Below are 12,493 nucleotides of genomic sequence, written 5' to 3'. Positions count from 1 at the left end.
CTCGAGCAGGGCGGTGATGTTGGAATAGGAGACCAGCTTGGAGTCGGCGACCATCAGGAAATCAGGGGTGCCTGCCATCGCTTTGAGGTCGTTCATCGCTCCGACGACCTGGCTGACCTCGGCGGCGGCACCGTCGAAGACCCGGGCGTGCACGGGAATCCCGCCGTCAGCCGTCACCGCGAGCCCGGTCTGGATCCGTTTCAGATCCAGACGGCGGTCCTTGGGATGCCCGTTGCAGGCGATGAGCGGATACCGCTCGTCCTGGTCCTCGACGGGGAAGGCACCGTGGACGGACATGCTGGTCATGTCCCGGTGCAGCCGGGAGACATCGATCCCGAACTCGGTGATCGCCCGGGCCCCGATGGTGCCCCGCGATGGCCTCCAGCTTCGGGGCGATCGCGTCCAGCGCGCGGGCCAGACGGTCGTCGTTGAGGAGGTCCGGTGTGATGCCGAAGACCTCTTCCACCGCCCAGGTGCGGGCCCAGTCCCCGACGCGCACCAGCGGTGCGGGCGAGGTCAGCCGGTTGGCCACCAGAGCCTCGATGACCTGCCCGTGCGTCAGATGCGCGCTCGCGCCGCCTGGACACACCTCGTCGACGATCCCGGCCACGTCCAGCCGGCGCAGAAACTCGGCAGCGACAGGCAGAGCGCCCAGACGCTTTTCCACCACGGACGTCACCACCACTTCAAGGCGCTGACGCTCAGATCGTGGCCGCGGGGACCGGGAAGTCATCGACACATCCGGACCAACGTCATACGACCGGCCCAGGACACTCCCGGACCGGTCACACCATACGAATCAACGACCCGCGAAGTACGGGACTAGACGAGCCCGTGCCGACCGGCACCCTGAACGCTACGGCTGCAGACCGAGTGCCTGCGATCGATTCAACAAGTCAGACACTCCCTCACGGGGGAAGGCTCGGTCCGCGCCGAGCGTGGCGGCATTCCGCCATGGCCGACATCCGCCCCACTCGGTCCGTTGATCCTGCCCGGACCCAACTGCGAGATTGGCCAGGCGGCTCAGGTGTTCTCGTGCCTGCGGGCTTGGCCGCACGGTGATGTTTCATCCCTTGGTTAGGAGCACGATGAAACGACGTAGACGAACAGGTGTGATTGCCGCGGCGTCGGCCGTGTTGATCGCCGCGGCGCTGATTGCGCCTGCGGCCGCAGCCGCCGACCCGACCAGCCCGACTGGCTCCGAGAGTGCTGGCGCGAGCAAGGTCGAACCCGCTGATCCCGACGGGCCACAGGGGCCGGGTCGGTCGCCCGTTGCTGGGCTCGACGACCGGGCCGGGCGCGACAACCCGGATTCGATCTACAGGGCGGGGAAGACCGACGGGTTCCAGTCGCTGACCGACGATTCGCTGTCGGATGCTGCGGCCGAGAAGCTGGGCCACGCCGACACCAGGCTGCTGCAGCAGGCGCAGGCGTCGAAGAAGAAGTCTGTCACGGTGTTGATGCTGGCCCGGAAGGGCGCGACCGAGGACGTCGTCGCCGCGGTGGAGAAGGCCGGCGGGACCGTCGGGTCGGTGACCGGAAAGGTCGGCTACGTCCGGGCGACCGTCCCGACCGACAGCGTGACCACCTTGGCCGGCCTTCGGTCGGTCGTGGCGATCGACCTGAACCGGACGTACAAGATCCCGGGCCCGGATCTGGGCGCCGCGGGTGCGAGGACGGCGGCAACGAAGGCCGCGGGGCCGACCGCGCCCGGCGCGAACACGCCCGCCGACAACCCGTACCTACCGATCAACGAGACCGGCGCCGAGGCCTTCGTCAAGGACAACCCGGCCTGGGACGGGCGCGGCACGGTCGTCGGCGTGCTAGACACCGGCGTCGACGTCGAGCATCCAGCGCTGCAGACGACCAGCGACGGCAAGCCCAAGATTGTCGATTGGGTAACCGAGACCGATCCGGTCACCGACCGCGACGGCAGCTGGGTACGGATGTCCACCACCAAGACGGGTCCGACGTTCAGCTACCTGGGCAAGACCTGGACGATCCCGGAGGGAACGTTCCAATTCGGCGTGTTCTACGAGAGCGCGACGGCCGGGAGCGACTTCGAGGGCGACCTCAACCGGGACGGCGACACCCTGGACTTCTACGGGGTTCTGTACGACCCGACCACACACAGGATCTGGGTCGACGGCAACAACAACCAGGACCTCACCGACGAGACACCGATGGCCCCGTTCGCGGTCGACCGCCAGGTCGGCCACTTCGGGAGCGACGACCCCGCAACACCGCAGAACGAGCGCATCCCGTTCGTCGTCGAGTACCGCGACAACGTCGATCTCTCCCCGCTCGGCGGCAGCAACGCCGGCAAGACCGCAAACTACGTGTCTATCGGGTTGCCGGTCGCCTCGCACGGCACCCATGTGGCAGGGATCACCGCCGGCACGTCGATGTTCGGCGGCCAGATGCACGGCGCCGCGCCGGGCGCGCAGATCGTGTCCGCCCGCGCCTGCACTTGGGGCGGTGGCTGCACCCAGGCGGCACTGACCGAGGGCATGATCGACCTGGTCACCAATCGCCATGTCGACGTCGTCAACCTGTCCATCGGTGGGCTTCCCGCGTTGAACGACGGCTCCGACGTGATCGCCGCGCTCTACGACAAGCTGATCGACCGCTACGGCGTGCAGATCATCATCGCTGCCGGCAACGACGGCCTCGGCACCAACACGGTCAGCTCGCCGTCCGTGGCGGGCAAGGCCATCTCGGTCGCCGCGTCCGTCAGCTCCGACACCTGGTGGGCCGGCTACGGGTCGAAGGTCGCCACCAAGCAGGGCATCTTCGGCTTCTCCTCCCGCGGCCCCGCTGAGAACGGGGCGCTGGCGCCGCAGGTGTCCGCGCCCGGCGCCGCCATCTCCTCGATCCCGATGTGGCTGTCCGGTGAAGCCGTCCCCGAGGCCGGGTATTCGCTGCCGGCCGGCTACGGCATGGCCAACGGCACCTCCATGGCGGCCCCGCAGGTCGCCGGAGCGGCGGCGCTGCTGCTATCGGCCGCCAAGGCCCATTCGCTGACGGTCAGCCCGGCGACGCTGAAGACCGCCCTGACAGGCACCGCCGACCCGATCCCAGGCGTCCCGACCGTCGCGCAGGGCGCCGGCATCATCGACACCGTCGCGGCCTGGAAGCAGCTCAGCGCTGGCATCAACTCCAATGAGCTCACTGTGTCGGCTCCCGTTTGTAGTTCGCTGTCCGGCCTGCTCGCGACTCCGAACACCGGCATCGGCATCTACAACCGTTGTCTGACAACGGAAGGCGGCCAGGTGACCGGTGCGCAGAAGACCTACAAGGTCAGCGTCACCCGGATCAGCGGTGCCGCCGGGAACGTTGTGCACCGGATCGGTTGGATCGGCAACGACGGCACGTTCAGCGCCCGCGCGGCAATGCCCCTGCAGCTCGGAAAGGCGGCCGATATCACGGTCACCGCGACCGCGACGACCTCCGGCGTGCATAGCGCGATCCTGACCATTGATGACCCGGCGACGGTCGGCATCGACCAGTTCGTCGCCGTCACCGTGCTGGCGACCAAGCCGCTGGCCAAACCCGACTACGCGGTCACCAGTTCCGGCACCCTCGGCCGAACCGGAACCACCTCGCTGCTGGTGCCCGTTCCCGAGGGCGTCGAAGCACTGCAGCTGACCCTGGGCGGGCTCGCCGACGGCAGCCAGGTCCGCGCATTGCCCATCGACCCCGACGGCATGCCCGCGGACTCCAACGCCAGTTACCACTGCTACACCAACTACACCGACCCGGCGAACTGCAACGCCACCGCACGACCGGTGTACCGACCCAAACCCGGCATCTGGGAGTTCGTGATCGAGTCTCGCCGGACGTCTCCGGTCGAACAGAACCCGTACACAGCGACGGTTTCGCTGCAGGGCATGTCGTTCGATCCGGGGACCGTAACAGTCGACAAGGTGACGATGAACTCGCCGACGAATGTCGGCTCGACGGGGACGAACACCTTTGGCCCCGCGATCGCCCACGTCGCAACTGGCGAGATCGGCGATGTCCGCAATTTGTTCTCGACGGTCTCGCAAGGCGAAATCACGTCCAACATGCTCTATGTTCCGCGTCAGACGACCCGGCTCGACGTGACGCTGACGCCCAGAGACGCTGCCGATCTGGACTTCTATGTGTATTTCAACGGCAGGCCGATAGGCCAGAGCACCACGACCGGGGACTCGCCCGAGCACATCGTCATCGGTGATCCACAGCCGGGTACGTACTTCATCGTGGTCGCGGGAGTCGCCGTGCCCGGAGCCAACGTCACGTTCGACTACCACCAAGAGATGTACTCGAAGGGCCTCGGCACGATCACGCCGAAATCCGACGCGAAGTACACGGTTGCCACGGGCCAGTCGATGCCGGTCGACGGGGCAATGATCGTCAGCGCGCGGCAGTTGACCAAGGATCCCATGGTCGGCCGGGTCCGAGTGGCCAACGAGTACGGCACGATCATCGGGGCGGCGGACGTCACGATCGCCACTGTCGATGTCCCCAAACTCGATCTGGTCGCGTGGGCCCCGCCATTCGTCGGTGCGGCTCTCAATGAGAGCGGCGTAGTCGCGGGGGATCGCCAGTACAACTCCAGGATGACGCCGACCATCTGGACGGCCGCCGACGGGTTCACCAACCTGGATCTTGCTGGGGGCAGGTACGGATCGGCTCTGGACCTGAATGACGGCCAGATCGCCGTCGGTATCGCGACGGACAGTGCATTGCGTACTCTTCCCGCCCAATGGGCCAAGGATGGATCGCTCACCGTGCTCGGCGTCCCGGATTGGCGGCCCTATTCCAGCGGCTACGCGACCGCCGTGAATAACAAGGGGGTGGTCACCGGATTCTCCGAAGCAATTGTCAAGGAGTCTGACGGCAAGAACCACAGCTACGTTGACGGGTTCGTGCGGACGCCGGGTGGGACGTTCAGCAAGCTGGCCCACCTGTCCTCGGATCTGACGGGAACCCAGCCGCGCGCCATCAACGACGCCGGAATGATCGTCGGTGCTTCGCGCACCGATGGCCATGTGCCGCACGCGGTCGCCTGGGATGCGACGCCAGGTGTTATTCAGGATCTCGGCACGCTTCCGGGACAGTATTCGGCCCAGGCGAACGATGTGAACGCCTCCGGGACTATCGTGGGGACCAGCGGTGACGACGCGTTCGTGTGGACCAAGGCCGGCGGAATGCAGCGCCTTGCCGACTACGGATACAACGCGACCGGCGAGAAAGTCACCGACGACGGGTGGATCCTCGGAACTGTCGAACTTTTCCCGGACGTCGCGGTGTCGGCGATGTGGGACCCGCAGGGACGGCTCTGGGATCTGTCCGGCATGGTGCCGCTCTCTGCCGGTGATCGATTCACGCCGACCTACAGCTTCGACATCAACGATCACCACCAGCTAATGGTCTACGGCGAGGGCGGCCCGAACGCCGCCTGGTCCAGCTCGGTGATGCTGAGGATCCCGGCAGGTCTGGGCAACTAGGCCCCGGCGTCGCCTCGTCCCGTCGAGCCACCGCAGTCGGTGGCTCGACGGGACGAAGGCGTTCAAAGCCAGCCCCGGTCCCGCGCGTGCCAGCCAAGCAACACCCGGGAATCGGTGCCGGCCAGATCCATCAGCCTGCGGACCCTGCGCTGCATGGTCCGCAGGCTGCTCCCCAGTCGGCAGCGGCCGCGGCATCGGTGTACCCAGCCAGCAACAGCGTCAGGACCTCCCGGTGCGCCGGGTCGGCGAGCTCCTTCGGCGATGCCAAGTTCGGATCGACCCTACGGTTGGGGGCTTCCCGCAGTTGCATGGCCGACCGTCACAGGCTCTCGAAGCTGAACACCAGACAGTCCAGCAGCCCCCGGGCGCGCACCACCGCGATCTCCGAGTGCGCGTGCCCACCCTCGTCGAGCTGCACGATCGCAGTCGAATCGTCGACGATCAGCAGCTTCGCCGGTAACGACTGCACCATGCGGATCTCCTGTCCCCGATCCAGGGAGGCGACCAGGTCCTTCTCCGCGGCGGGCTCATCCAGCACGGTCGTTCGATGATGATCCGCTCCCGCAGGCCACGGCCGGCGACCCGAAGGTCTCCCCGGCCGTCGACGCGCTCAACGAGATCCTCTACATGGGCCAGTCCGCGACCGCCCGCGCCCTCGGAGGCGCCGAGGTCCGCGAGCAGTTCGCCACCCGCATCCTGGCCCGCTACAGCGTCAACGCATGGCGGATGCTCGCCCCGGAGATCCACCCGGCGCCGAAGTCCACCAAGCATCAAGGGCGCGCCGCGGCCGCCGCGCTGCGGACCGAGCTGCCCGCCTGCCGGACGGTGATCGTCACCAGTCACGGGTGGCCCGGCCATCTCAAGCGGGCCCTGGCCGCAGGGGTGCGCGGGTTTGTCCCGAAGACGGTGTCGGCGCAGCGGCTGGCCGAGATCATCCGCAGCGTGCACGCCGGTGATAGATATCTGGACCCGGAGCTGGCCGCCGACGCCATCAGTGCCGGGGATTGCCGCTGACCGCGCGTGAGGCGGAGATGCTGAAGCTGGCGGCGGACGGCGCGCCGATCGCCGAGGTCGCCCGGCGCGCTTCGCTCTCGCCGGGAACCGTGCGCAACTACCTGTCCTCCGCCACGGCGAAGCTCTCTGCGGACAACCGCCACACGGCGGTGCGTATCGCCCGTGAACGGGGCTGGGTCTAGCGCGCCGGTCCCGGACTCGCTGTGGTGCCGGACCAGAGACCATGCCTGTGATCTCCAGCCCGCTCTTCCTTGCGAAGGAGTGCAGGGTGCTGCTTCCACGTTCAGCAGCGGGGATCGTTGGAGCCTCCGGCGTCCGCGGTTATCAGCAGCCGCGTGGCCGCCGTCGTCGGGGATGCGACCGACCTTCTTCACGTCGAGGTGAACCATGTGCCCAGGGTGACGGGCGTGGATCCATTGAGCAGTGAGGTTGACGTCGCCGGTGGGGTCGAGAGATCGCCGCCGATTCAGCCCGACCGCAGCGAGGTGCGTGTTCACGGTTCTGCGGCTGATCGGGATGCCGGCCTGATTGAGCTCGAAGGCGATCCTCTGGCTGCGGACCATTTGTGAGTGTGTCGGAGTTCCTTGATACGGGCGAGGGATTCGGGAGCCGACTCTCGCAGCCCGCGGCCAGCGCGCGCATCCAGCGGCTGGAGAAGAACGGGGTCATCACCGGCGAACATTCAGGCGGCCATCCGGCTGCGCACCGCGCACGCCCAGCTCTCACGCGCCCTGGACTTCGCCTCCCGGACTCCCGAGATCGCCTCCACCCTCAGAGTCACCGGGGAAGACTGCCTCATCTTCGACGTCTACTGCCCGCAGGCTGGACGACTCGAAGAAGTTGCAGACGCACTTGCCCGTTACGGCCCTGTCACCACATCTCTCGTGCTCCGCTCCTACCCTCAGAAGCCCGCTGACCACGCCACGCCAACAACGTCATGATCCGCAACAACTAGAGCCGATCAACGGGCCGGAACACAGAAGAACCTCACCCGCAGGGAGTCACGGACAGCACCGGCTTCGAGGGCTTCGCGTCCGCCGGGATGTCGGTCTCCGAGCTCTGGCCGGCGCCTGCGACCCGGACGCGTAGGGCTTGGCGTGCTTTCGGTTGGAAGTGGATGCCACCGAAGAGGTGGGTCCTATTGGTAGGCCGGCGCGATGAAGCAGACCGAGGTGACATTTGTCAGTCACAGTGGTGACAGGCGTCATCGGTGAATGGGCGAGTCGACTTCGATACTCGGATCATGACCACTCAGCATCGGTGCCATGAGACGCACACAACGAATGTGCCGTCGCGCCAGTCCGACGGTACGGCAGCCCAGACAGCGGTAACCCGGCGACCTTGGACGCGGCGGAAGCTGATGACCGTCGGTGGTACCTTGGTGGCTGCCCTCACCGCGGCCGGCACGTCCCCGGCCACTGCGTCTCCCACGCGGCGCTCGGCCACGCCCACCCCCGGGGAACAGGCCCCGCCTCTACGCCTAGTACTGCCCATGCCGACAGGCAGACACGCGATCGGCACACGCTCCCTGCGCCTCGTGGACCGTTCCCGGCGAGACCCATGGGTACGGACCAAGCCGGAGCGGGAATTCATGATCCAAATCTGGTATCCCGCCACACGGGCGACGGGTCGGCCTCGTGCCCCCTGGATGACACCGGCGGCGGCCCGACACTTCCAGAGTTCGGGTCTCCTGCCCACCGGGTACGTCACGCTCCCCGACTCCCACGCCGGACCGGACGCGCCCGCGCAGACGGCCGGCGGGCGCAGACCGGTGATCCTTTACTCACACGGCCATGGGCAGCACCGCACCTCCAGCCTGTCCCTCGTCGAGGATCTCGCCAGCCACGGCTATGTGGTCGTCACCATCGATCACACCTACGACGCCGGGCAGGTCGAGTTTCCCGGCGGCCGCGTCGAGACGTACGGAATGCCTGAACTATCCCCGACCCTGCCGCCCGCCGAGGAGGCGCGCATTGTCGGCAAGGCAGTCCGTGTGCGGGTCGACGACGTCCGGTACACCCTGAAGGAGCTGGACCGCGCGGTCCAGCACGGATCACCGGGCCTCCCTGTTGGGTTGCGGGACATCATAGACCTCTCGCGTACGGCGATGTTCGGTCACTCGCTGGGCGGCGCCACCACGGCCGAGGCCATGAGCGCAGGACTGCCGATCACCGCAGGAGTGAACCTCGACGGGGCCCTGTTCGGCGAGGTCGTCACGCGTGGCGTGGGCCGGCCTCTGCTGCTGGTAGGGGCGGATCAGCCCGACGACACAACATGGCTGGACACCTGGCCTCATCTGCGGGGCTGGCGCCGCTTCGTGCGACTGACCGGGTCCGAGCACTTCTCCTTCACCGACTACGAGGCGCTGCTCCCTCAGGCCGCGGCGCGGCTCGGCGCGACCCCGGAACAACTCGCCTCCTTCATCGGCCCGTTGCAGTGGAGCCGCTCGCTATCCGTGCAGCGGGAAGTCCTCGCGGCCTTCTTCGGCCTGCATCTACGCGGCCACAGAGCACCGGTCCTTGACGGGCCTACCGCGCACTACCCGGAACTCGTCTTCCGGAAGAACCCCCGCTCAGGCGCCGTACCGCAGTGAAACGTGCACATCACCCCATATGATTTAGGGATCTGAACTACTTTCATGGCAGCGAAAACTTCTCCCCAGAAGAGGCCGCTCAGGTTCAAGATCGGCGTTGCCTTCCTCGTCCTCTGCGCCCTGATCTACCTGGGCGTCCTTGTCGTCCTCTTCCTGCCCCTGGCCGCCGCCGGCAAGGCCGCCACCATCGGCGGAATGGTCGTGGCTGCCGAGACATGTGCCCTCCTCGGCGTTGCGGGCGTCGGAAAGGAAACCGTCCAGGCGATCAAGGCCCGCATAGGAGTCAAGAAGTGCAAGCGCGATCGCGTCAACGGGCAGGCCCCGGCGCCGAAATGATGCGCTCGATGGCTACCGACGAGACGACGGACATGCGCGCCCTGGCCGCGCGGACCAACCAGCTCTACGTGGACCTATGGGTCCAGTCAGAGCGGAGCTGGCCGCGCCACGACGACTTCGGCATGCTGATCCTCGAAGTCGCCCCCGCCTACCTCTCCGACCACCAGGCCACCGACACCCTCACCCTGCCCTGCGATGAGTTCAACCTCGACCTCGACCACGGCCTCGCTGGCCGCCGCTACGCCCTCACCTCAGACCGCCGCGCGCTCCACGGCACTGTCCTCTGACAGGGGCAGGCGCCCACATACCCACCCCCTGATGCTCCTCTGCCGCGCTCGATCTACCAGCGCATGCCGAGGGCATCGAAGTCCGCACGGCGTTGTTCGGGGAGTTTGGCGGCGCGTTTGGGGGCGTTGCCGAGCCATGTGCCGAGCTTGGCCACCGCACCCCCGTCAGTGCCGTTCTGACGAGCCGACAGCGGGTCTGCCGAGTTTCAGGTCCTGCTCGGACCACACCATCCCGAGCTCCTCCAGCTCGGCCACCCGCCCGGCCGTCAGTGTCCCGGACCCGGCTCAGCTGGTGCGGCGCTGCTTCCACAGGTACAGGTTGTCGCCGATGGCCGATGGGCGTGATGTCCTAGGCCAGATCAGCGAGCCCGCTGTCCGGTGGCATCGGGCGCTGGGCCAGCTCGATCCGGTCGAGCCGCTCGACGGTGAGCTGCGCATATGATCACGTGTATGCCGCCTGTGGACCGAAGGGCTGCACCGAGTGAGATGAGGGGACGATGTGGCCGCGAGTCAACGGTATGCGTGCGCTGGAACTGGGCTTTCCCGGTGACATGCGGGACATGCTCAATTCTCTCGTTCTGACAGGCGCCAAGACCGCCACGACCTGTCTGCTCGTCGAGTACGCCGAAGAGGCCGAAGGCCTGGAGTACGTCGGTGAGCGGCAGGCTCTCCTGGACAACGAGGGCCAGTGCGTCGCCACCCTGGAGTTCATCAGCGTAGAGGTGAAGCCCTTCGGCGATGTCACCTGGGAACATGCCAAGGCCGAGGGCGAGGGTGACGTATCTCTTGAAGCCTGGTGCGATGTGCACCGGCGCTTCTGGGACCGTGCAGGCACTCCGGTCGATGATCACACCGCCGTTGTCTGTCTGGCCTTCCGGGTGGCGGAAGACAGCTGATTGCCCCGCCCCGACCACACAGGTCAGCAATGGGCCGCCACCACATCTCCTCGATCCGTCTACCACCGCATTGAGCTGAACCGGATTTTGTAGCGGCTCTGAAGCCAGGCATGATCGCCTCGGCGGATGGGAGAAAACAGGTCCGATGCCTGCACCACGGAAGTACCCCGATGAACTGCGTGAGCGAGCGATGAGGTCTCTGACGCCGAGGCGGTAGCGGTCGGCCAGCCGGTCCAGGTACGACAGGTTCGTCTCGCCTTCCAGCAGCGCGAGCCGCACCGGCCCCTGGGCGGCCGCAGCCGTACGCGGCGGCTGCGACTGTGGTGGAAGAAAGTCGTGCATCAGGCAGCAGAGGTCGTTCCTGGCGGGCTCGGATGTACCGGCATCCGAGCAGTGGCCAGACGAGGGATCGGGATGGACGGTTGAGGCGGACGACGCTGCTCAGGGCTGGCGTTGCGAGGGCATCCGGTGGCGATGTGGTGCCCGGGCCCGTTGTTCGGCGGCGGTGTCGAGCTCGATCTGTTCGAGCAGCTTCTTGGTGATCTTCTCGGTGCCGTCCAGCAGGGACACCAGGGCGGCTTCCCGGATGAGGTGGGAAAGGCTGCCCATGCGGCCGCCGGTGCGGGCGTGCAAGTAGGCGGCGTCCGTGACCAGCGTGCCCGGCCGGTGCCGGCGCAGCCGCAGCGCGCTGTCCATACTGCGCACCAAGTCGTGCCAGATCTGTTTGTCCGCGCCGCTGCCGTAGCGCAGCGGCTGGTTGCGCACGATTTTGAAGCGGCCGGCGAGCTGGGAGCCGCGCCCACCGGTCAGCAGGGACGAGGTCTCGACGTCGATGCCGGAGTAGACGAAGGTCGCCGGGATCCGCTCGCCGAGGTACTTCAGCTGGTCGGAGGTCTCGGCGCCGGCCCGGCTACGGGTGTCCATCAGGTGTACGTCGTCGACCAGGACCAGCTGGGTGCCCAGCTCGCACAGCAGCTCGCACACGGCGTTGGTGATCTGGATCTGGTTCATCCGCTGCGAGCGCCTCCGCGTCCCGGCGGCCGGGCGTGCGGTCGGCGGGTGGGCAGTGGTGGCCGAGTGCCGGTCTTCGCCGTAGGCGCCGTCGCCAAGCGGCGTGCGGCGGGCGGAGACCACGTCCTCGCGCGCGCTCACGGTCGAGGTCGAAGGTGGTGACGACGATGACGCGCAACGGGGCCGGGACGCCGGGGCCGGCGAGTCGGCGGGTGACGTCGAGTCCGGTGATGCCGGGCATCCGGATGTCCAGCAGGCAGACGTCGGGGCGGTGGTGCTCGGCGAGGCGCAGGGCCTCGATGCCGTCGTCGGCCTCGGCGACGACCTCGATGTCGGGTTCGGCGTCGAGGATGTAGCGGAAGCCGGTGCGGACCATGCGCTGGTCGTCGGCGAGCAGGACGCGGATGGTCATCGGAGTACCCCGCCGGTTGCCGGAGCCAGCCGCCCGGGCCGGTCCGCCGTGCCGGGCAGGTGGGCGGTGACGTGCCAGCCGGAGCCGGATGCGGCCGGTCCGGCGTGGAAGGTACCGCCGAGCAGCTTGGCGCGCTCGGCCATGCCGATCAGCCCGTAGCCGTCCCCGGCGGGGGTGCGGACGGGGCCGCGGCCGTCCCGCGGACGGCACCGGTGACGCCGAGCTCGCGCATAAGGCGTTCGACAGTGCACCGGGCCACGATGTGGCCCTGGCGGTGCAGCTCACGCCAGACCTTCCTGGCCCCGTAGACACGGTAGTTGACCTCGAAGATCTGCTGGATGAGCGGCTTCAGCTCGGCGTCGCGGACAGTGCGGGCAGACGGGGCCTGGAGCCGCTTGCGGTGGGCGTAATAGGTGGAGGGGGCGATCTTGCAATCGTGCTCGGTGAGC

At 67.6% G+C, this 12,493-nt stretch carries 10 protein-coding genes and 4 pseudogenes; 7 read left to right on the top strand and 7 right to left on the bottom strand.

Features of this window, described 5'->3' with window-relative positions; all coding sequences use genetic code 11:
- Positions 1-166: 166 nt before the first annotated feature.
- Positions 167-733, bottom strand: a complete 567-nt coding sequence (locus ACF1B9_RS31760; protein ID WP_391746418.1) for a DUF4277 domain-containing protein — start codon at positions 731-733, stop codon at positions 167-169.
- Positions 734-1,088: 355 nt separating this feature from the next.
- Here ACF1B9_RS31760 and ACF1B9_RS31755 point away from each other — a divergent pair, with 355 nt between their 5' ends.
- Entirely contained in the window at positions 1,089-5,495 is a 4,407-nt protein-coding gene (locus ACF1B9_RS31755) for a S8 family serine peptidase (RefSeq protein WP_391795955.1), read from the top strand.
- A gap of 319 nt (positions 5,496-5,814) precedes the next feature.
- On the opposite strand, the gene ACF1B9_RS31750 is transcribed toward ACF1B9_RS31755, so the two are convergent.
- Complete coding sequence (locus ACF1B9_RS31750; protein WP_391746935.1) at positions 5,815-6,033, bottom strand: hypothetical protein; 219 nt, start codon at positions 6,031-6,033, stop codon at positions 5,815-5,817.
- A 248-nt stretch (positions 6,034-6,281) separates the two neighbouring features.
- On the opposite strand from ACF1B9_RS31750, the pseudogene ACF1B9_RS31745 reads away from it, so the two are divergent.
- A pseudogene (locus ACF1B9_RS31745) lies at positions 6,282-6,691 on the top strand (LuxR C-terminal-related transcriptional regulator); the annotation flags it as partial.
- A 156-nt stretch (positions 6,692-6,847) separates the two neighbouring features.
- Here ACF1B9_RS31745 and ACF1B9_RS31740 read toward each other — a convergent pair.
- Positions 6,848-7,113 (bottom strand): annotated as a pseudogene (locus ACF1B9_RS31740) (IS481 family transposase); the annotation flags it as partial.
- Between the two features lie 127 nt (positions 7,114-7,240).
- Between ACF1B9_RS31740 and ACF1B9_RS31735 the strand changes: the two are divergent.
- From ACF1B9_RS31735 to ACF1B9_RS31715, 5 genes are all read left to right on the top strand, one after another.
- Positions 7,241-7,450, top strand: coding sequence for a hypothetical protein (locus ACF1B9_RS31735; protein ID WP_391746938.1), 210 nt, complete (start codon positions 7,241-7,243; stop codon positions 7,448-7,450).
- 650 nt (positions 7,451-8,100) lie between these two features.
- Entirely contained in the window at positions 8,101-9,102 is a 1,002-nt protein-coding gene (locus tag ACF1B9_RS31730) for an alpha/beta hydrolase family protein (protein ID WP_391746934.1), read from the top strand.
- Positions 9,103-9,147: 45 nt separating this feature from the next.
- On the top strand, positions 9,148-9,438 hold the full coding sequence (locus ACF1B9_RS31725) for a transporter suffix domain-containing protein (RefSeq protein ID WP_391746933.1): 291 nt from the start codon (positions 9,148-9,150) through the stop codon (positions 9,436-9,438).
- Between the two features lie 8 nt (positions 9,439-9,446).
- A complete protein-coding gene (locus ACF1B9_RS31720; protein ID WP_391746932.1) occupies positions 9,447-9,725 on the top strand; it encodes a hypothetical protein in 279 nt (92 codons plus the stop codon).
- Between the two features lie 518 nt (positions 9,726-10,243).
- The gene (locus ACF1B9_RS31715) at positions 10,244-10,621 is read left to right on the top strand and encodes an ASCH domain-containing protein (protein ID WP_391795954.1); all 378 of its coding nucleotides are present in this window, start codon (positions 10,244-10,246) and stop codon (positions 10,619-10,621) included.
- Positions 10,622-11,062: 441 nt separating this feature from the next.
- Here ACF1B9_RS31715 and ACF1B9_RS31710 read toward each other — a convergent pair whose 3' ends face one another.
- From ACF1B9_RS31710 to ACF1B9_RS31695, 4 genes and pseudogenes are all read right to left on the bottom strand, one after another.
- Positions 11,063-11,632 (bottom strand): ATP/GTP-binding protein, encoded by a 570-nt coding sequence (locus ACF1B9_RS31710; protein ID WP_391746930.1) that lies wholly within the window; start codon positions 11,630-11,632, stop codon positions 11,063-11,065.
- A 142-nt stretch (positions 11,633-11,774) separates the two neighbouring features.
- Positions 11,775-12,044: pseudogene (locus ACF1B9_RS31705) on the bottom strand (response regulator transcription factor); the annotation flags it as partial.
- Positions 12,041-12,187 (bottom strand): hypothetical protein, encoded by a 147-nt coding sequence (locus ACF1B9_RS31700; protein ID WP_391746929.1) that lies wholly within the window; start codon positions 12,185-12,187, stop codon positions 12,041-12,043. The gene ACF1B9_RS31700 and the pseudogene ACF1B9_RS31705, both read right to left, overlap by 4 nt.
- Before the next feature lie 53 nt (positions 12,188-12,240).
- Positions 12,241-12,493: pseudogene (locus ACF1B9_RS31695) on the bottom strand (IS3 family transposase); the annotation flags it as partial.

Source organism: Streptomyces sp. NPDC014727 (assembly GCF_043083485.1).
Taxonomy (GTDB): Bacteria; Actinomycetota; Actinomycetes; order Streptomycetales; family Streptomycetaceae; genus Streptomyces.
Note: the sequence above shows the minus strand (reverse complement) of the source record. Positions and strands in the feature narration are given on the sequence as shown.

What these genes read in the sequence shown, in the direction of transcription:
- ACF1B9_RS31760 (WP_391746418.1), bottom strand. Translation starts at nt 733, where the DNA reads ATGACTTCCCGGTCCCCGCGGCCACGATCTGAGCGTCAGCGCCTTGAA.
- ACF1B9_RS31755 (WP_391795955.1), top strand. Translation starts at nt 1,089, where the DNA reads ATGAAACGACGTAGACGAACAGGTGTGATTGCCGCGGCGTCGGCCGTG.
- ACF1B9_RS31730 (WP_391746934.1), top strand. Translation starts at nt 8,101, where the DNA reads ATGATCCAAATCTGGTATCCCGCCACACGGGCGACGGGTCGGCCTCGT.
- ACF1B9_RS31725 (WP_391746933.1), top strand. Translation starts at nt 9,148, where the DNA reads ATGGCAGCGAAAACTTCTCCCCAGAAGAGGCCGCTCAGGTTCAAGATC.
- ACF1B9_RS31720 (WP_391746932.1), top strand. Translation starts at nt 9,447, where the DNA reads ATGGCTACCGACGAGACGACGGACATGCGCGCCCTGGCCGCGCGGACC.
- ACF1B9_RS31715 (WP_391795954.1), top strand. Translation starts at nt 10,244, where the DNA reads ATGCGTGCGCTGGAACTGGGCTTTCCCGGTGACATGCGGGACATGCTC.
- ACF1B9_RS31710 (WP_391746930.1), bottom strand. Translation starts at nt 11,632, where the DNA reads ATGAACCAGATCCAGATCACCAACGCCGTGTGCGAGCTGCTGTGCGAG.
- ACF1B9_RS31700 (WP_391746929.1), bottom strand. Translation starts at nt 12,187, where the DNA reads ATGGCCGAGCGCGCCAAGCTGCTCGGCGGTACCTTCCACGCCGGACCG.